Genomic DNA, 18,533 nt, shown 5'->3' on the forward strand with positions numbered 1-18,533 from the left:
TCAGCCTTGCTTGTTGCGCATCGCCAGCCGATCCTGTTCGCGACGCTGGCGTTTTCTCTCACGGTTCATTTCTGCGGTTTCGGTGGTTTCCACGCCGATATGGGCTTCACCGCGCTGGTGGGCCAGGCGAATTTGTTTTTCACGCTCGGCAAAACGCTGTTTCTGCTCGTCACTGGTCTGGTGATAACAGTGGGGGCAGCTGACGCCTCTCTGGTAGAGCGGGCTCTTTTTATCCTCTTCAGTGATAGGCAGGCGGCAGGCATGGCACTGATCGTAATCGCCTTTTTCCAACTGGTGGTTGACGGTGACCCGTTCGTCGAAGACAAAGCATTCACCTTGCCACAGAGACTCTTCCTGCGGCACTTCTTCCAGGTATTTGAGAATACCGCCTTCCAGGTGATAGACCTCGTCAAAGCCCTGTTCTTTTAGAAAGGCTGTCGACTTCTCACAGCGGATACCGCCGGTGCAGAACATGGCGACTTTCTTGTGTTTGCCCGGATCAAGGTGACTTTTCACATAATCCGGAAACTCGCGAAAGCTGTCGGTCTTGGGATTCACGGCATTTTTAAAGCTGCCAACCTGGACTTCGTAATCATTGCGGGTATCGACCAGCAGCACATCGGGCTCGGAAATCAGCTGGTTCCACTCTTTGGGCTTCACGTAGGTGCCGACAACCTGTTTAGGGTCGATGCCCTCAACGCCCATGGTGACGATTTCTTTTTTCAGTTTGACGCGGCTGCGCAGAAACGGCGGGGTATCGGTGTAAGACTCTTTAAAGCTGATTTCTGCCAAACGGGGATCCTGACGCAGGTAGTCAAGCAGGCCATCAATGGCATCACGGGACCCTGCCACGGTGCCGTTCACGCCTTCGTGGGCTAGCAGCAATGTGCCACGTACCTGATGTTTGAGCATAAAATCCAGCAGCGGCTGTTTCAGCGCCTGGTAGTTATCCAGTGTGACAAATTTATAGAGGGCGCAGACGACGATATCGGCCATGGTCAATCCTGAACTTGTGAAGTACTTAAACGCATTATTTTACTGGGTTTTCCGGTGGCTGTCCTGTGCTGAAAACAGAAAAACTGATCCGGATCAAAGCTATGTTATTTCAGCAACGACAGGGGTATATTGGAAATAAAACGCTCGTGACCCAGACAGACTTCTTATCAGCGTGGATTTGAAGATGGACAAGCAGGAGCAACTCAGACTCAGCAACGACAAGTGGCAACAGGACAACCGATGCTGGCAAAGCGAAATGCAAGACTGGCAGCATGAAACTCAGCGCCTGGTCGCTTTACTCTACATGCTGGAAAAAGCCCTTCCCGAACATTCCTCACGGCTTGATAAACACAAAGCCCGGATTGACCAGCATGATCAGGATTTAAGCCGCTATCGTTGCGGACTGGAAAAAAACTGCATGCCTGAGTGCCCGTCGCGTATCGAGTTGGATAAACTCCAGCATTTGCATGACGTCATGGCGCATAGCCATGAGGAGATGGCGCGTGAACATGCCAGCTTCAGCAAGGACTACAAGCGCAAAATGCGGCGCTTTCGTGATCTGACGGAACGCCTGCAAAATGAGCTGGAAAAGCTGATCGACTAGCCGGTTTATCCCTGCCAGCTACGAACGCGACCGGTATCGACATGAATAAAATCGGAGCCGGGATAAAAACCGACGCCGCCAATTTTCATCTGCTGCGCGGTTTTTTGCAGTGCGCTTAACTCGCGACCCGGTAGACGAATATCAATTGCCCGGCCCTGCATATGCAGGCTTTTCTTGGCAACGCCACTGCTGTTTTTACTGAGCATGGCATTGGTTTTGGGTGAACGATAACCGGAAATCACGTGGAAAGGCTGCTTGCCGTGCATTTTCTGATGCAACAGATTGAGCATATCAATCAGGTCACTGTCGATATCATGCACATCGCCGGTACGGTGATCTCGCAACACCCGGTGGATGGCACTCAGCTCATCAGGCTGATACTGGCCTTCGGCCCAGTAGGTCGCCTTGACCTGCTCGCCGGTATGCAGATTGAGCAGGGCGATGGAACGCTCCGGTTGTTTGATTACGCCGGCAAAGGCATTGGGCATGGCCAGCGAAGCGGTGGCACCCAGTCCGATTTGTAGAAAGCGACGTCTGATATGACAGGTTTCAGCTTCCTTGCGCACTGTTTTTTTGCCCGGTTTCGCCAGCATAAGGCCCCCTGATTATTGGTCAAAAATTGAACAATTATAAACAAAAGTATCCCGATTACAACAATTTATACATACTCTGATCGCGCTGATAAGGGTCAGGTGAAAACAGCACTTCGCCCTGATACGGCCAGGCGGTGAAGTACACCGCATACACCGGTAACGGGGTATCGAGGCGCTCGCCTTGATTACGTCCACTGGTGATCCTGTCGAGTATTGACTGTCGTGCACCGTCACGATTAAGACTGAACTCGGCCAGTTCCAGCGGCTGTTCTACGCGGATACAGCCGGAACTGAAATTGCGCTGGCTTTCGTCAAACAACGCTTTGTTGGGGGTGTCGTGCAAGTAAATATTCCACGGGTTGGGAAACATGAATTTCAGTTTGCCCAGCGCATTATTGCTGCCAGGGCGCTGTTGCAGCCGGAAGGGAAACTGGCTGGCACTGATCTCATCCCAATCGACCAGATAAGGATCGACCGCAGTCTGAAAACCGGACTCGCGCAGGAAAATATTAAAATCATTGAGGAAGAAAAAGTCTGGATCGGCCTGTTGTTTGGGCAGCAGATCCCGACGCGCCAGCGTGTGCGGCACATTCCAGTATGGGTTGATAACGATATGCGTCATGCTACCACTGAAAGTCGGGGTGGAGCGGGTGCGCATGCCGACGATGACCTTCATACTGAGCGTGGTCTGATCATTTTCCACTGCATTCAGCTGGTAACTGCCCAGGTTGACCATCAGGTAGCGTGACCCCAGATCGTCAGGCAGCCAGCGAAAGCGCTCCAGGTTGATGCGAATTTTATCGACCATTTGCTGCGCCGGGACATTGAGTGCCGCCAGTGTTTGCGGACCGATAATACCGTCTATTTTCAGGCCGTGGCGGCGCTGAAACGCTCTGACTGTCTGCTCCAGCCTGGGATCATACTGCTCCAGCCCCTTGAATTCACGGCGCGTCAGATAGGCATCATTCATCGCCAGCCGCTGGCGGATGAGCGGTACATGGGGATGAGACTCACCGGGTTTGAGTAGCCCCATATCAGGCACCGTCTGCCAGCCGCCGCGGGCCACATAACGCTGGTATCGCGATAACACCTGGGTCAGCAAATGATACTGTTCATCGCGGGGAATAAGCTGATTCAGACTGTTACGCAGATATTTTTCCTGAAGTGCTTTTTTCAACACCGCAGCCGGATCCACATCATCCCGGGGGATATGCCAGTCAGGATCGGCACTGGCTGGATCCAGGCGACCAATGGCCAGATCACTGATCAAATCCAACATCGCATCGGTCAGCAACTGCTCAAAATACGTGGCATTTTCGACTTTTTCTGCTGCCGACAAACGCCTCAAGAGACTCAGGTGATAGTCATTGGGATCGAGGCCATGCCGGGCAGAAGCCGCGATGAAGCTGAGCGCATCATGCGCCTGCCGATTTAACTGAGAATGCCTGAGCCAGAGTGGTGTTGTGAGCTCACTGAGTTGCGCCAGTTGCGGATGATCAGGGACGGGCAGTTGATCCGGTGACGAATAGACCTGCGCCGGTGACGACAGGGTCACCGTCAGGATAAGCAGAACCAGACCTGTCCTTGCTGACACCACTGCCTCGCGGATAAGTGCTTAATTTCACTACGATCATCACACGCGACCGGTACGTGGTCAAGCGCTCTGACGGCGGCTGCGAACCAGTAACCAGAGGAAGAATGGTCCGCCCAGCAAGGTGGTGATGACGCCCACCGGTAACTCAGCCGGGGCAATGATAACTCTGGCCAGCGTATCGCAGAGGATTAAGAAGCCGCCACCAAATACCAGGCTGGCCGGGATCAGCCAGCGGTGATCAGTGCCGATAATCAGCCGGCAGATATGCGGCACCATCATGCCAACAAAACCAATTGGGCCGCATAAAGCGACAATGGCGCCGACACACATCGAGGTGGTGAAAAACATCAGATAACGCACCCGTTTGACGGCTACACCACGACTGATGGCAATATCATCACCGGCCATTAACAGGTTCAGTTCGCGGCTGAGCCAGATAATAATGCCGGCGCTCAGGGTGACTACCGGCAGCAATTGCAAAAGCTGCTGATAACCGCTGATGCTGAGTCCGCCCATTAACCAGCGGGTGATACGAAATGATTCGTTGACATCACTGAGATACTGCGTGAACAGGATCAGGCTGGAAAAGAAAAAGCTGGTGGCGACCCCAGTCAACAGCAGGGTTTCGGTAGAGAAACTGTAGTTTAGCCGACTGATGCCATAGACAAAACTGATCGCGCCCAATGCACCGAAGAATGCGCCCAGAGTGATGGCATCGAATCCCAGCAGGCTGATATTGATACCCAGCAATACGGTCAGCGCTGCACCGAATGAGGCGCCACTGGCAACCCCGAGCGTGAACGGTGTCGCCAGCGGGTTGTGGAACATGGCCTGAAACACCAGACCGCACAAAGCCAGTCCGGCGCCGGCGACAAAGGCAAACAGAGTTCGAGGAAAGCGGATCTGGGTCAGAATCTGCTCTCTGATGGCAGCATCATCAATCCCGCCCAGTCCGGCAAAAGGCGCTAAAGCCAGCACAGCCAGGCAAAAAAGCACCATCAGTGTCAGTCGGGTAGTCAGTGTCATATAGGATCAGCCAAAGCGATGGTTCTCCCGCTGCGCGGGTGGGGGACGAAAACAAATTCTTGTTGATATAGTGCCTGCAGTAACTGTTTGTCGAGAAAGTCTTCACCCGGCCCCAGCCACAGACTGTGGCCTTCAACGAGTGCCAGCACGGTCTGACCCTGCTGGCCAGCGTGGTTGATATCGTGACTGACTTCCACCACGGTAATGCCCAACTGACGGTTCAGCCGACTTATTAATTGATGCACTTCCACCTGATGGTGGGGATCAAGATAGCTGGTGGGTTCATCCAGCAGCATGATCGGGGTTTGCTGCGACAGGGCCGCGGCGATCATGACCCGCTGGCTTTCGCCGCCGCTGAGGGTGCTCATCTGTCGCAGACGAAATCGCTCGGTATTGGTGATCCGCATGGCATCTTCCACCGCCTGCTGATCGTCGGGCTGCCATTCCGACAAAGCATGCTGGTGGGCATAACGCGACATTTTGATAAATTCTTCCACCGCAAAGGGCAATTCACGGCCGCTGCTCTGCGGTACATAACTGACCAGTTGGGCCAGCTGGCGCTGTGAAAAGTCGGCAACAGGCTGATCCTGATAACGTATCTGCCCCTGACCAATATCGATAATGCCCAGCATGGCCTTGAGCAAGGTGCTTTTACCGGCACCGTTGGGGCCGACCACCACCAGGTAGTCGCCTTTATCGAGTTGAAACTCAATGTCGGCCAGCAAAGTTTTGTCCTGCAGACTGACGCTCAGTTGCTGCACTTCAATCATCGGTGCTTTCCCAGTTCAGTTGCGGATGCAGCAGGCGGGCAAACTCCGGCAGCAGCTGAAACACCCGTGGTCCGGGCACACTGGCATAGTCACGCTCGAGAATATGTACGCGCTCTGCTTTTACGGCACTGACCATATCCAGTTGCTGCCATTGTTGTCGTACCTGCTGCATATTGCTTTGGTGATCATCGGCTTCCGGAAAAACGTCGATAATAACATCCGGGTTCATACGAATAATGCCTTCGCGGGTCACCGACGGCACTTTGATCTGTTGGCTGGTATAGACATTCCGGCCGCCGGCCAGATCCAACAGATCATTGTAAAAATCCTGCTGGCCGGCAACATAAACCGTTTCCAGCTGGTCACTGTTCACATAATGCGCGATGGAAATCAGGGTGCGCACCGGCTCTGCGCCAGCGACTTTGGTGGTGACCCGTTCAATTAACTGATGAATGCCGGCCAGTAGCTGCTCGGCCTGCTGTTTCTGGCCGGTAAGCTGGCCAATGCTGGCAATTGCGGCCTCAATATCCATCAGCCCGCTGGTGTCGACGGCGTGGGTTTTTATCCCCAGTTGTTGCAGTTGCTGTTGCAGGCGTTGCTGTGCCTGCAACATGATCACCAGATCCGGTTTCTTTGCGACGATGGCCTCCAAGCTGGTGTCAGTGTAGCCGCCCACCTTGGGCAGGGCTTGCGCGCCCGGCGGGTAATCACAATAATCGGTGACCGCCACCACTTTGTCACCCAGGCCCAGCGCAAACACGGTTTCGGTAATGGCGGGTGATAAAGAGACAATGCGCTGGTAGTCTGAGTCAGATGCGGCTGAGTCTGCGGGGGGAGCCTGTCGCGGCAGCAGCCAGACAACGGCGGCCATAATGGCAACAAATAGTAACAGCGGCCAGAATCGGCGCATGATGGCTCCCGTGTTTAAATAGCCCATTATACGTTCGAAGCGGCCAAGCCCAAAGGGGAACACAAGCAATGACACAAATGGACAGCCTGCTGGCTGAGGCTGATTTGCTCTACAGCATGGATGATATCAATCAGGCCCTGGATAAACTGGCTGAGGCCATTGAGCGCGACTACGCCGAGCTTAACCCGGTCATGCTGTGTGTGATGAACGGCGCAGTCATGACAGCCGGGCACCTATTGCCGCGATTACCGTTCAGGCTGGAGCTGGATTATATCCACGCCAGCCGCTATGGCGATAAAACGGTGGGTGGGGAACTGGTCTGGCAATCCCAGCCCAGCATTGATATTAACGATCGGCACGTGGTGTTGATCGAGGATATTTATGATCAGGGCCTGACCTTGGCCGCATTACGCGAATTCTGCAAGGAGGCGGGGGCTGTTTCTGTCCGCTGCGTCTGCCTGTTCGACAAGCTGCGTGAGGATAAAGTCGGGCCGCTGCCGGAGTATCTGGGACTCACCGTGCCCGATCGATACGTGTTTGGTTTTGGCATGGATGTCGCCGGTTACTGGCGTAATCTGCCTGCTGTCTATGCGATGAAGGACAGTTAAATGACGGTACTTGGCATTATTGGTGGCAGTGGCCTGGCTCATTATCCGGGGCTGGAAATGACCGATGTTCACAATATCGAGACGCCGTTTGGCATGCCTTCAGCGCCTTTGCGAAGCGCGATGTTGCACAATCAGCCGGTGGTATTTTTACCCCGTCACGGTGACAAGCACACTATTGCGCCGCACCGGGTTAACTACCGTGCCAATATTCATGCGCTGAAACAGCTCGGCGTCAGTCATATCATTGCGGTAGCTGCCGTCGGCGGCATCGGTGAGCAGTTTGCGCCGGGCAGGCTGGTGGTGCCGGATCAGATTATTGATTACACCCATGACCGTGAGCAGAGTTTTTTCAGCGATGCTTTCAGCGCCGACCGTCACATTGATTTTACCTGGCCCTACCATGCCGAGCTGCGACAGGCGCTTTTGGCAGCGGGCAAGGCGGCAGAGCTTTCACTGATAGATGGTGCCACCTATGGCGCGGTACAGGGGCCGCGCCTGGAAACCGCAGCTGAAATCCGGCGGCTGGCCCGTGATGGTTGTGAGCTGGTGGGCATGACCGGTATGCCCGAGGCTTATCTGGCGCGGGAAGCGGATCTGCCATATGCCACCTTGGCCGTGGTGGCAAATTGGGCTGCCGGTATTGCCCACAGCGAGTTGAGCATGGCTGACATCCAGCACACGCTGGAGGCCGGCATCGAAAATGTACGCAAAGTGATTGCTGGTCTTACTGACCTTCCTCAGCTTCGCCGCTAGCGGGCAGGGAATAGCTCTCCGGAGTGTCAGATACCGCTGAGGCGGGAGCCGCAACCGGGGTTAGCTGTAAAATGGCAGCGATCCGCGGATGGTCGAAATAAATCAATTCCTTGCTGCGGATGCGACGGATCTGTGACAGGTGCGGATTGCGGGGGCCACCCAGATCGACACTGTCGGGTACAGCGGCAGACCAGTTGTTACCGATACTGCTGTTTTCCTTGAACCAGAGATCAATATCCGCGTGCAGATAATTGACCCGGTATAACTTGAGCGCGCCTTCGACCAGATTATTGTTGGAACTGATCTGCACTGAACGGGCACTGCCTTTACTCAGCATCGGTTGCTGCCAGGCCTTGTGATAATGCACCCGGTAATTGCTGGCGTTGGAGAGCCTGCTGGAAACACCGGCCAGGGTATCAACAGCGGCCGGCTGGATATGTTTGTTCGACATCTGCGGGCTGAGGCTGCCACTGCGAATATTGCTCATGGCCGGCCAGTGTTCGGCATTGGCACCGCTGAGGCGTTCAAATACTACCAGTTCAACGTGATACCACTGCTGGGCCAGTACATTGCCACTTGCCAGCAGCAATAGAGCCAGCAGGCTGGCGCGGGAAAAGAAGGTTTTGTGAGTCATGGCAACCTTGATAAGAGTGTGTGTCGAGCTATTGTCCACCGAATGCCCGCCAATATTCAAGTGAGGCGCCCAAGCCCGCAGTTACCTGCTATTATCGGGCTGATCAATGCGGATCAACACAGAGGAAAGGGAAATGGACGGATTTTCGGGGTTTGTGCTGTTCTTCCTGGCACTGGCGGTAGTCATCGTCCTGATGGGCGTGAAGTCAGTCAGCCAGGGCATGGAGTTTACTGTCGAGCGTTTCGGACGCTATACCCGCACATTGAGACCGGGGCTTAATCTGATTGTGCCGGTCATCGATAAGGTCGGTGCCAAGATCAACATGATGGAACAGGTGCTCGACGTGCCGTCACAGGAAATTATCACCCGCGATAATGCCATGGTACGGGTCGACGGTGTGGTCTTTTTCCAGGTCATTGATGCCGCCAAGGCGGCCTACGAGGTCAGCGGCCTGGATAATGCCATTCTCAACCTGACCATGACCAATGTGCGCACCGTGATGGGCTCGATGGATCTGGATGAATTGCTGTCCAAGCGCGATGACATCAATACCCGCCTGCTGGGTGTGGTCGATGATGCCACCACTCCCTGGGGGATTAAAGTCACCCGGATTGAAATCAAGGACATTGAGCCCCCTGCAGACCTGGTGGAAGCGATGGGCCGGCAAATGAAAGCCGAGCGGGAAAAACGCGCCAATATTCTGGATGCCGAGGGTGACCGCCAGGCCGAAATTCTGCGTGCTGAGGGCGAAAAGCAGGCCGCGGTATTGGAAGCTGAAGGCCGCCGTGAGGCCGCCTTCCGTGATGCCGAAGCCCGTGAGCGACTGGCAGAAGCTGAAGCCAAGGCCACCACGATGGTGTCCGAAGCGATTGCCAAAGGCGATATTCAGGCGGTCAATTATTTTGTTGCCCAGAAATATGTCGAAGCGCTGAAAGATATGGCGGCGGCCGACAATCACAAAGTGATCATGATGCCGCTGGAAGCCAGCAGTGTCATAGGCTCAGTAGCCGGTATTACCGAACTGGCCCGCGAGGCCTTTGGCAATAAGGGATCATCACAATGAGCTGGCAGATCGATTTCTGGTACTGGTGGATATTTGCCGTGGCGCTGGTGATTATTGAAATTTTGGCGCCCAGCTTTTTTGCACTTTGGATGGCAATCGCAGCGTTCCTGACCGGACTTGCGCTGTTGCTGATGCCGGATCTGGCATGGCAAATCCAGTTACTGTTGTTTGCCGTGTTATCCGTTGTCAGCATCGTGCTGTGGCGGCATTATTATCTGAAAAATCCGATTCAAAGTGATCAGCCTAATCTCAACCGCCGGGGCGAGCAATACATTGGCAGGGTGGTGACCCTGACCTCGCCGATCAGCGATGGCGTGGGCAAAATCCGGCTGGATGATTCGACCTGGAAAGTCACCGGCCCCGACTGTGCCAAAGGCACCAAAGTGCGGATCATCGCGCTCAATAATGTAGTGTTCGATGTGGAACCGGAGCGCTGAATGTGGCCCACCGTTATCGATCTGCTGCGTCACGGTGAGCCTGAAGGCGGCACACGCTATCGGGGCCAGCTTGATGATCCGCTGAGCGAGCTGGGCTGGCAGCAAATGCGTGACTTGCTGCCGGTCAATACACCCTGGCAGCAGATCATCACCTCGCCACTCAAGCGCTGTTCGGCTTTTGCTGAGGACCTGGCGCGACAGTCCGGCCTGCCGCTGACCTATGAACCTGACTTGCGGGAGATTGATTTCGGTGACTGGGAAGGGCAAACCGCCGCCGCACTGGAAAGGGCCGATAAATCGGCTTTTTATGCCTTTTACAATGATCCGCTGAACAACACCCCGCCCGGTGCCGAACCACTGGTGGATTTTCAGCAGCGGGTATTGCGCGCTTTTGACGCGATTCAGCAACAATATCAACAACGCCACGTGCTGCTGGTCAGCCATGGCGGCACCATTCGCATTATTCTGGCGCATGTTTTGAATATGCCGCTTGATTCAATATGGCGGCTGAGCGTGCCCTATGCCAGCGTGAGCCGGATTCAGATTATCGGCCGAGGTGCCACTGCACAGCCGCAACTCAAGTTTCATGCAGGACGTTTATGACCGCTTTTTTCAACAGTGAGCTGACCCAGCAACAGTTTCTGACCCAGTACTGGCAGAAAAAGCCGCTGCTTATTCGTCAGGCCTGGCCCGGCTTTGACCCTATCCTCAGTATTGAGGAACTGGCCGGACTGGCCTGTGAAGAGGAGATTGAATCGCGGCTGGTAATAGAGCAGGGTGAAAGCGGTCCCTGGCAACTGCGCCATGGCCCGTTCAGCGAGCTGGACTTTGCTGCCTTGCCGGCCTCCCACTGGACTTTGCTGGTACAGGATGTGGATAAACATGTGCCGGAACTGGCCAGCATCATGCGGCGGTTTAATTTTATTCCTGACTGGCGTCGTGATGATCTGATGGTGAGCTTTGCCCCCGAGGGTGGCAGTGTCGGACCGCATACCGATGGTTATGATGTCTTTTTGCTGCAGGCCAAGGGTAGCCGGCGCTGGCAGATTAGCCATGAGCCGTTGCAGGAAGCGGAATTTATCGATGGCCTGGATTTAAAAATCCTCAAGCAGTTTGAGGCTGATGAGAGCTGGGATCTGCAGCCCGGCGATATGCTTTACCTGCCACCGCATTTTGCCCACCACGGGGTGGCGCTGGATGACTGTATGACGTTTTCAGTGGGGTTCCGGGCCCCGACCCAAATGGAGTTGCTGGATGCTTTTATGCAAACGCTGACCGAACAGGAAGGCGGTTTGCAACGCTACCGTGATCCCGGACTACAGGTGGCAGCGGATGACAAACTGATTGATGCTGCGGCATTGAATCGCTTCAAGCAGAGCCTGCTTAACTGCATAGAACAGTCCGATCAGTGGGTTATGGATGCGGTCGGCCGCCTGATGACCGAAACCAAACCCAGTCTGCAGTGGCTGGCCGATGCCAGTATCAGTGATCCGGTCAGTGAGACAATGCTGACAGAGCGAATGCTGGCAGGGGATAGTCTGGTTGCTAACCCCTATATTCGCGTGGCCTGGGTGGAAACTGAAGCAGAATTCAAACTGTTTGCTGCCGGTGACAGTATCAGTCTCGCTAAAACCGCCAGCGTCGCCTTACCCTTGCTGCTGCAGGAGCGGCCGATTGATCTGACAGTATTAAAACAACTGCGCGCGCTGCCCTCAGCTATGGCAGCGCTGGAGCAATTGATAGCCGTCGGCGCCCGACATTGGCAGCAGGATTAGTTTTTGACGCCGCGCTTGAAAATCGTCTTATGACATTTAGGGCAGGGCGGGATACGACTGGTTTTCTTGAAGTGCATCTCACAGCCGCAGGCATCACAGACCAGGGTGCCGATCGCAGCAATTTCGCCGGTGTGATATTCCTGGGCACGTTTGGCCTGAGCGGCAAGCCGGTTGAGCTCCAGCCGGGTCTTGTCAGCGGCACGGGCGAACAGATCCAGCATGCGCTCCTCAACCAGTTGCAGATCAAAACTGAACCAACTGGAAAGCTCTTTACCGGTTTTATCCAGGTAGTCGGCAGCCTCATGCAGGTCACGTTTGACGTAGGCTGCGACTTTTTCTGCCTCTTCGCTCGACAACTCACGCAGTTCCACCGCACGCTTCTTGGCCCGGTCAATATTGCGCTGTAAAGTGGGGATAGCCTGCTCTTCGGCATCATCGAGCAGGTGATGCACCCGCTCCATCATTTTGTCGTATGCGTCGACCAGTTTTTTTTCAAAATTGTCCTGTTCCATCGCATTACTCCTTTAAACGCCGGCCTTTTTAAGATAAGTTAGCACAACTAACCAAACCTAGGGGGCCATTTTGAACACATTTCGCGGGGTTTTCCTGACCGGATTTCTGCTCTGTCTGAGCATGTTGCTGATTGCCGGCTATTTTCAGTTTATTGAGCACCTGGATCCTTGTCCCTTGTGTATTCTGCAGAGACTGATGGTATTGGTGGCAGGTGTGTTCTTTTTGCTGGGAGCCATCCATAACCCGGTGACGACTGGTCGCCGTATTTATGGCCTGCTGGTTGTGGTGTCGGCAGGCATCGGTGCGGTGATTGCCGGCCGTCATGTCTGGCTGCAGCAATTGCCGGCCGATCAGGTACCAACCTGTGGTCCGGGACTGAACTTTATCCTGGAAAATTTCCCGCTTAGCCAGGCCATTGATATGGTGCTGCGCGGTTCCGGCGAATGCGCCGATGTGATGTGGACCTTTCTCGGATTAAGCATACCGGCGTGGACGCTGGTGGCTTTTGTGCTGATGATCCTGGCAGGGCTGAGTCAGCTATTTGGCAAACACAGACAGCCCGACTTTATCTGAGTCGGGCCCTTGAGGGCTGATAGCAGCAGCGGGTAAAAAGATCAGGGAAGGCCATGCGCGGCATGGCTGCTGATTAGCGTGCGCGGTAGACGATGCGACCTTTGCTCAGATCGTAGGGAGTCAGTTGAACAGTGACTTTATCGCCGGTCAGGATGCGGATGTAGTTTTTACGCATTTTGCCTGAAATATGGGCAGTGACCACGTGACCGTTTTCCAGTTCGACACGGAAAGTGGTATTAGGCATGGTGTCAATGACTGTGCCTTCAAATTCAATATGATCTTCTTTTGCCATAAACTCTTAATGACCTTGAGGTAAAACGATCATTTTGCCGTAATATCACTGATTATTCAAAGTTTTTATCAACTTTACGCCATTTGGAGCGGTAGGCCTCCAGCGCTGAGAATTTGGTTTTGTAGCGCATTTTGGGACTTTCTTCGATCCAGTAACCCAGATAAAGCCATGAAAGTCCGTAATTTCTTACCAGTTCTATTTGTTTGAGTATGGCAAAAGTCCCCAGACTGCGTTTATCCATAGCGGGGTCAAAAAAGGTGTAGAAGGCCGATGCCCCCTGATTGATAAAGTCGGTGACGGCCAGCGCGACCAGTTTTTCACCCAGACGAAACTCGATAAAGGCGGTATCACACCAGCTACTGGTGAGAAAGTTGATGTAGCTGTCGGTGGTGGGGTTATCCATACCGCCGCCGGGATGACGGCCAGCCAGGTAGCGGCTGTAGAGTGCGAAATGCTCGAAATGGAATTCGGCCGGCCGTACTTTCATTTCGATATCACGGTTTTTGTTCAAACAACGTCGCTGACTGCGGTTGGGCCGGAAGTTATTGACATCGATACGCACCGGCACGCAGGCATCACAGTCCGGACAGAAAGGCCGGTAGATATGATCGCCACTGCGGCGAAAGCCATGTTCGATCAACTGGCTGTATAGGGCTTTACTGGCCGGTTTAGTCGGATCAGGGTAAATATTCCGCGCCCGTCTGCCTTCCAGGTAGGAGCAGGCGTGAGGTTGATCCTGATAAAAATCGAGACTCATGTGATCACCGGTAAATCGGCATCAAGCTGCCAAGGTGCCAGCACTGCCGGCTGATGACAAAGTTGCTGAAGTTGTTCAATAAAGCCGGCCCGCGGCATTTCTTCAGCGCCCATCCGGGACAGGTGATCCGAGTAAATCTGGCAGTCTATCAGCGGCATATGCCAGCGCTGCATTTGCTGGCACAAAGCGACCAGTGCCACTTTGGAACTGTCAGTGACAAAACTGAACATGGATTCACCAAAAAATGCCTTGCCCATAGCCACACCATAGAGACCGCCCACCAGGCGATTTTGTTGCCAGACTTCGACACTGTGGGCATAACCCAGCCTATGTAGTTCATTATAGGCCATAATCATCTCGTCATGGATCCAGGTGCGGTTATCCGGGTCGGTGGGCTGATTGGCGCGGGGCGCGGAGCAGGCATGCATGACTTCTTCAAATGCCTGGTCCAGGGTGACCTTGAACGATTGCTTGCGCAGCTGGCGTTTCAGACTTTTGCTGATATGCACCCGATCAGTGTGCAGGATCATACGGGGATCAGGACACCACCAGAGGATCGGATCATTTTTGTTGAACCAGGGGAAAATACCATGCTGGTAGGCATCAAGCAGCCGTTCTGCGGATAAGTCTCCCCCCGCTGCCAGCAAACCATGTTCTGTGGCCTGTTCAACCGGCGGGAAGCGACTGCGGGTTGTGGCCGCTAACCAAGTGATAGACATAGAATCAATCTTGCAGTTGTAAATTGAGTTCCTTAGCCCAGTTTATGGAATCAAGATAGGTTCTGACCAGTACTTCTTTGGGGATAGGGGAATGTTGCAGTAACTGCCACTCGCCACGCTCGTAATTCAGTGCGTCATGAAGGGCAAAACCGGCCGGGCCTTTCTGCTGATTCAGGGCGATTTTCAGCTCCTCGGACAAAGGCAGGTTTTCGGTGATGTCGCTAATCGGCCGGTCCAGAATGGCATCGAGGGTGGAAAACAGGCCGGTGGCAAAAAAAGCATCAGGCTGGCCGCGGTAATACTTGGCTAATAGCTCGCACATGCGCGCCCGGATCATGGCCACTCCACGCAGTTCGTTGGGTTTGTCATCCATACCGGCAAGGCACAAAAGGCTGGCCCAGGTTTTGATTTTATTGAAGCCCAGCATCATCACGGCCTGTTTGGTGCTGTTGACCTCGCGTGGCAGGCCAAAGAAGGCCGAGTTAATCAGCCGCAACAGTTTATAACTGAGATTGACATCCTGATTGATGGTGGCAGCCAAATCATCGGGTTCGATATCGGGCTCCTGCAGTTTCACCAGCACTTCCATCAGGGTTTGCTGCGCGGGGCTGGCACTGGGCTTTTCCTTGGCCTGGGGCAGGGTATAGAAAATCCCCTGCAGCAGATCCAGGCGCTGACTTTTACAGAACTGATATTCGGCGGCCGCGTTGACATTGGTGGCACAGAGGATCTGATGTTGCTGACGCCACTGAGGCAGATAGTCGGTCAGCACCTGTGGCCGGAACTGTTCCAGGTCGATCAGCAGCGTCTGGGCGCGGCTGTCATTATCATTACGGGCATGGCCGGCGAAGCTGAAAGCCTTGTTGCTGAGCTGCGGCACATCATCACCGTTAATATCCAGCGTCAGAGACATGCCGATATCGGATAAATTGAGCAGGGCATCCTGCCAGGACTCGGGAATAGTGAGCAAGGCCTGCTGACGGTGACTGATGCCTTTGAGAATGTTGGGCAGTTGTTCAATAAAGTCGGGTACCGCGCTGTCATCATCCAGCTTGCTGCCCTGCAAATCCAGGAACGAGAGGTGATAACTGTCCACATTGAGCCGGTTGGGGGTGAACAGCGGCTGGCGATGAATCAAACCCTTGAAGGTCTTTAGCAACTCAAAAGGCACAGGTTGTTCATCCATGGTCAGATGCTCTTGTTAAAAATCAGTCTTCTCAGATTGATTCACGACCGGAGAAGGCATGTGACAGTGTACCACTGTCAATAAATTCCAGCTCTCCGCCCAGTGGAATGCCATGTGCCAGCCGCGATACCTTGATATTACGGGCGCGGGCCAGTTCGCTGATGTAGTGGGCGGTGGCTTCCCCTTCCACCGTGGGATTGGTAGCCAGAATGACTTCTTCCACCGTGCCCTGATCCAGCCACTCGGCCAGTTGCGGGATACCCAAAGCTTCCGGGCCGATGCCATCCAGCGGTGACAAGTGCCCTGACAATACAAAGTACTGCCCCTGATATTGCGTGGCCTGTTCAATAGTCAGCACATCACTGGGCATTTCCACCACGCAGAGCAAATCCTGCTGACGGCGGATATCCTGACAGCGGATGCAAAGATCGCTTTCACACAGAATCCGGCAGCGCTGGCAGTGACGCACATTGTTCAATGCCTTTTGTAATGCCGTTGCCAGGCGTTCACTGCCATCACGGTTACGTTCCAGCAGGTGAAAGGTCATCCGCTGCGCCGACTTGGGGCCGACACCGGGCAGGCAGCGCAAAGCCTGCATCAACTCGTCAATACTGGGTCCGAGACTGGCCATAGCGTGATATTAAAAGGGCATCTTCATGCCGGGTGGCATCATGCCAGACATGCGTTCCTGCGTGGTTTTTTCGACCTGGCGGTTTGCATCATTGATGGCTGCCGCTACCAGATCTTCCACCATTTCCTTGTCATCTTCGAACAAGGTATCTTCGATTTCGATGCGTTTGACATCATGTTTACCGGTCATGGTGACTTTGACCATGCCGCCGCCGGCCTGACCGACGACTTCTACTTTAGCCAGTTCTTCCTGGGCTTTTTCCATATTGGCCTGCATCTGCTGGGCCTGCTTCATCAGGTTGCCTAATCCACCTTTCATGGCCATTCCTTTTGTTAATCGATAGGTTTGATTGATTGCTCAATTATACGGGCATTGAAAGTGTTTTTGATGATTTCCACTGCCGGGTCATTATTAATCGCATCAACCGCCTGTTGTTGCTTCTCTGCTGCCAGAGCGGCACGTTCCACTGCCAGCGTGGGGCCGGCATCCTGCACATCGGCGGGCTCGGCAAACACCAGCTTGAGTTCCTGTCCCAGTTTGGTGGACAGCGCGTCGCAGAGTCGTTTCTTGGATTTGTCAGTAGCCAGATGTGCTAGTTCCGGCGACAGTGATAAATGCACGGCCTGCTGTTCGACCCGGACTAAGGCACTGTTTTCTGCCAGTTGCCGGGTCAAAGCGGACAGTTTGAGTTCGGCAATAATGCGGGTCCAGTTGTCCGGCGTCAGATCCAGATCTGGCCTCTGGCCGGCAGATCCAGGCTCAGCATCATTGGCAGCAGTAACCGGTTGAGTAACGGGCGCAGGCGCTGCTTGGTCGATTGGTGGCGTTTCTGGCCGGGGTGCGGCGGGCGCTGTTTTAACCGCAGCTTCGGTAATGGGCGGCGTTTCAGGCGGGGTCGCTTGACTCACCGGCGGTGGAGTCACGGCCGGTTTACTGGGCGGTGGCGACTTTTTTAGCGGCGCTGTCTCCTCTGACTCCGTCGGTGGCGGGGCCGGCCGGAAACTGAGCATACGCAGCAGCGTCATTTCAAAGCCGCTTTGTGGATCGGCAGCCCAGGATAAGTCACGTTTACCATGCAGGGCTATCTGATATAGCAGCTGCACGGTTTCAGCATCAAACAGTTGGGCCAGTTCTTTAAGTTCGGCGCTGCTGGATTCGGTGCTTTCCATATCTGGCACCAGTTGCAGCGTAGCGATGTGTTGCAAGGCGGCCAGCATATAGTCAAACACCACCCCGAAATCGCGGCCCAAAGCGGCCAACTCGGCGGATTGCGCCAGCAGGGCTTTGGCGTCCTGTTGCTGTAATGCGTGAAGCAACAGGGTCAGTTGCTGCTGACTGATACTACCCAGCATCTGAAACACGGTATCGCTGCTGACTTCACCGCCACCGAAAGCAATCGCCTGATCCAATAGGCTCAATGCATCACGCATGCTACCGTCAGCAGCCCGCGCGATTTGCGTGAGGGCCTCAGTTTCGAACTGGATATTTTCCTGTTGCAGGATAAAGGCGAGATGGTCGCTGATTTGCGGCAGTTCCAGTCGGCGCAGGTTGAATTGCAGGCAACGCGACAAAATGGTGACCGGCAGTTTCTGTGGATCAGTCGTGGCAAACAGGAATTTAACGTGGGGTGGGGGTTCTTCCAGTGTTTTCAGCAGTGCATTAAAGCTGTGGCCGGACAACATGTGCACTTCGTCAATCAGGTAGACTTTGTAGCGGCCACGGCTGGGGGCATATTGCACGTTGTCGAGTAATTCGCGGGTGTCATCGACTTTGGTACGCGAAGCAGCATCGACCTCAATCAAGTCAACAAAGCGGCCGTTATCGATTTCAATGCAGCTCTGGCATTCGCCACAGGGTGTGGAGCTGACGCCTTGTTCACAGTTAAGGGATTTGGCAAGAATACGGGCAAGGGTGGTTTTGCCGACGCCGCGGGTGCCTGAAAACAGGAAAGCATGATGCAGCCGGTCTTGATCGAGACCATTTATCAGCGCCCGTAATACGTGCTGCTGGCCGACGACTTCGGCAAACGATTTAGGTCGCCACTTGCGGGCCAGAACCAGATAACTCATCAGCTAAACGTCACCCTTGATCAGTTAGGG

23 protein-coding genes are annotated in these 18,533 nt (G+C 54.3%); 8 read left to right on the forward strand and 15 right to left on the reverse strand.

Annotation, left to right across the window (positions count from 1 at the left end; all coding sequences use genetic code 11):
- Complete coding sequence (locus Q0X64_RS11260) at nucleotides 1–996, reverse strand: rhodanese-related sulfurtransferase (RefSeq protein WP_297812950.1); 996 nt, start codon at nucleotides 994–996, stop codon at nucleotides 1–3.
- Nucleotides 997–1,180: 184 nt separating this feature from the next.
- Between Q0X64_RS11260 and Q0X64_RS11265 the strand changes: the two genes are divergently transcribed.
- Nucleotides 1,181–1,600: a hypothetical protein gene (locus tag Q0X64_RS11265; protein ID WP_297812953.1), complete on the forward strand. Its 420-nt coding sequence runs from the start codon at nucleotides 1,181–1,183 to the stop codon at nucleotides 1,598–1,600.
- Between the two features lie 5 nt (nucleotides 1,601–1,605).
- Here the strand turns inward: Q0X64_RS11265 and Q0X64_RS11270 are convergent, their stop codons facing one another.
- Genes Q0X64_RS11270 through Q0X64_RS11290 form a run of 5 tightly spaced genes read right to left on the reverse strand, consistent with a single transcriptional unit; the run spans nucleotide 1,606 to nucleotide 6,493 of the window.
- Nucleotides 1,606–2,193 (reverse strand): DUF882 domain-containing protein, encoded by a 588-nt coding sequence (locus Q0X64_RS11270; RefSeq protein ID WP_297812955.1) that lies wholly within the window; start codon nucleotides 2,191–2,193, stop codon nucleotides 1,606–1,608.
- Between the two features lie 55 nt (nucleotides 2,194–2,248).
- The gene (locus Q0X64_RS11275) at nucleotides 2,249–3,787 is read right to left on the reverse strand and encodes a L,D-transpeptidase family protein (protein WP_297812958.1); all 1,539 of its coding nucleotides are present in this window, start codon (nucleotides 3,785–3,787) and stop codon (nucleotides 2,249–2,251) included.
- A 60-nt stretch (nucleotides 3,788–3,847) separates the two neighbouring features.
- A complete protein-coding gene (locus tag Q0X64_RS11280; protein ID WP_297812961.1) occupies nucleotides 3,848–4,813 on the reverse strand; it encodes an iron ABC transporter permease in 966 nt (321 codons plus the stop codon).
- Complete coding sequence (locus tag Q0X64_RS11285; protein WP_297812964.1) at nucleotides 4,810–5,583, reverse strand: ABC transporter ATP-binding protein; 774 nt, start codon at nucleotides 5,581–5,583, stop codon at nucleotides 4,810–4,812. The genes Q0X64_RS11280 and Q0X64_RS11285 overlap by 4 nt, the downstream gene beginning before the upstream one ends.
- On the reverse strand, nucleotides 5,576–6,493 hold the full coding sequence (locus Q0X64_RS11290; RefSeq protein WP_297812967.1) for a helical backbone metal receptor: 918 nt from the start codon (nucleotides 6,491–6,493) through the stop codon (nucleotides 5,576–5,578). Before Q0X64_RS11290 ends, Q0X64_RS11285 begins: the two co-directional genes overlap by 8 nt.
- Before the next feature lie 68 nt (nucleotides 6,494–6,561).
- Between Q0X64_RS11290 and Q0X64_RS11295 the strand changes: the two genes are divergently transcribed.
- On the forward strand, nucleotides 6,562–7,101 hold the full coding sequence (locus Q0X64_RS11295; RefSeq protein ID WP_297812970.1) for a hypoxanthine-guanine phosphoribosyltransferase: 540 nt from the start codon (nucleotides 6,562–6,564) through the stop codon (nucleotides 7,099–7,101).
- Nucleotides 7,102–7,854, forward strand: a complete 753-nt coding sequence (locus Q0X64_RS11300; protein ID WP_297812972.1) for an S-methyl-5'-thioinosine phosphorylase — start codon at nucleotides 7,102–7,104, stop codon at nucleotides 7,852–7,854.
- Here the strand turns inward: Q0X64_RS11300 and Q0X64_RS11305 are convergent.
- On the reverse strand, nucleotides 7,826–8,488 hold the full coding sequence (locus Q0X64_RS11305; protein ID WP_297812975.1) for a CsiV family protein: 663 nt from the start codon (nucleotides 8,486–8,488) through the stop codon (nucleotides 7,826–7,828). The genes Q0X64_RS11300 and Q0X64_RS11305 overlap by 29 nt on opposite strands.
- A 133-nt stretch (nucleotides 8,489–8,621) precedes the next feature.
- Between Q0X64_RS11305 and Q0X64_RS11310 the strand changes: the two genes are divergently transcribed.
- The 4 genes from Q0X64_RS11310 to Q0X64_RS11325 are packed head-to-tail and all read left to right on the forward strand — an operon-like array spanning nucleotide 8,622 to nucleotide 11,763.
- Nucleotides 8,622–9,551 carry an SPFH domain-containing protein gene (locus tag Q0X64_RS11310; RefSeq protein ID WP_297812978.1) on the forward strand — a complete coding sequence of 310 codons (930 nt, stop codon included), beginning with the start codon at nucleotides 8,622–8,624 and terminating at the stop codon, nucleotides 9,549–9,551.
- A complete protein-coding gene (locus Q0X64_RS11315; RefSeq protein ID WP_297812981.1) occupies nucleotides 9,548–9,988 on the forward strand; it encodes an NfeD family protein in 441 nt (146 codons plus the stop codon). Before Q0X64_RS11310 ends, Q0X64_RS11315 begins: the two co-directional genes overlap by 4 nt.
- On the forward strand, nucleotides 9,989–10,591 hold the full coding sequence (cobC, locus tag Q0X64_RS11320; protein ID WP_297812983.1) for an alpha-ribazole phosphatase: 603 nt from the start codon (nucleotides 9,989–9,991) through the stop codon (nucleotides 10,589–10,591). It begins immediately after the preceding gene.
- Entirely contained in the window at nucleotides 10,588–11,763 is a 1,176-nt protein-coding gene (locus Q0X64_RS11325; RefSeq protein ID WP_297812986.1) for a cupin domain-containing protein, read from the forward strand. Before cobC ends, Q0X64_RS11325 begins: the two co-directional genes overlap by 4 nt.
- Here Q0X64_RS11325 and Q0X64_RS11330 read toward each other — a convergent pair.
- Nucleotides 11,760–12,275: a zinc ribbon-containing protein gene (locus Q0X64_RS11330; RefSeq protein ID WP_297812988.1), complete on the reverse strand. Its 516-nt coding sequence runs from the start codon at nucleotides 12,273–12,275 to the stop codon at nucleotides 11,760–11,762. The two genes, Q0X64_RS11325 and Q0X64_RS11330, sit on opposite strands and share 4 nt — an antisense overlap.
- A 70-nt stretch (nucleotides 12,276–12,345) precedes the next feature.
- Here Q0X64_RS11330 and Q0X64_RS11335 point away from each other — a divergent pair, with 70 nt between their 5' ends.
- Nucleotides 12,346–12,849: a disulfide bond formation protein B gene (locus Q0X64_RS11335; protein ID WP_297812991.1), complete on the forward strand. Its 504-nt coding sequence runs from the start codon at nucleotides 12,346–12,348 to the stop codon at nucleotides 12,847–12,849.
- Nucleotides 12,850–12,922: 73 nt separating this feature from the next.
- On the opposite strand, the gene infA is transcribed toward Q0X64_RS11335, so the two are convergent.
- Genes infA through dnaX form a run of 7 tightly spaced genes read right to left on the reverse strand, consistent with a single transcriptional unit; the run spans nucleotide 12,923 to nucleotide 18,503 of the window.
- On the reverse strand, nucleotides 12,923–13,141 hold the full coding sequence (gene infA / locus Q0X64_RS11340; RefSeq protein WP_009726411.1) for a translation initiation factor IF-1: 219 nt from the start codon (nucleotides 13,139–13,141) through the stop codon (nucleotides 12,923–12,925).
- Between the two features lie 52 nt (nucleotides 13,142–13,193).
- The gene (locus tag Q0X64_RS11345; protein WP_297812999.1) at nucleotides 13,194–13,898 is read right to left on the reverse strand and encodes an arginyltransferase; all 705 of its coding nucleotides are present in this window, start codon (nucleotides 13,896–13,898) and stop codon (nucleotides 13,194–13,196) included.
- Nucleotides 13,895–14,617, reverse strand: coding sequence for a leucyl/phenylalanyl-tRNA--protein transferase (gene aat / locus Q0X64_RS11350; RefSeq protein WP_297813002.1), 723 nt, complete (start codon nucleotides 14,615–14,617; stop codon nucleotides 13,895–13,897). Before aat ends, Q0X64_RS11345 begins: the two co-directional genes overlap by 4 nt.
- A 4-nt stretch (nucleotides 14,618–14,621) precedes the next feature.
- The gene (locus tag Q0X64_RS11355; protein ID WP_297813004.1) at nucleotides 14,622–15,803 is read right to left on the reverse strand and encodes an HDOD domain-containing protein; all 1,182 of its coding nucleotides are present in this window, start codon (nucleotides 15,801–15,803) and stop codon (nucleotides 14,622–14,624) included.
- 31 nt (nucleotides 15,804–15,834) lie between these two features.
- Nucleotides 15,835–16,434: a recombination mediator RecR gene (gene recR / locus Q0X64_RS11360; RefSeq protein ID WP_297813007.1), complete on the reverse strand. Its 600-nt coding sequence runs from the start codon at nucleotides 16,432–16,434 to the stop codon at nucleotides 15,835–15,837.
- A gap of 9 nt (nucleotides 16,435–16,443) precedes the next feature.
- A complete protein-coding gene (locus Q0X64_RS11365; RefSeq protein WP_297813010.1) occupies nucleotides 16,444–16,752 on the reverse strand; it encodes a YbaB/EbfC family nucleoid-associated protein in 309 nt (102 codons plus the stop codon).
- 14 nt (nucleotides 16,753–16,766) lie between these two features.
- Nucleotides 16,767–18,503, reverse strand: coding sequence for a DNA polymerase III subunit gamma/tau (dnaX, locus tag Q0X64_RS11370; protein WP_297813013.1), 1,737 nt, complete (start codon nucleotides 18,501–18,503; stop codon nucleotides 16,767–16,769).
- Nucleotides 18,504–18,533: the final 30 nt, after the last annotated feature.

The organism is uncultured Methylophaga sp. (assembly GCF_947259025.1).
GTDB lineage: Bacteria > Pseudomonadota > Gammaproteobacteria > Nitrosococcales > Methylophagaceae > Methylophaga.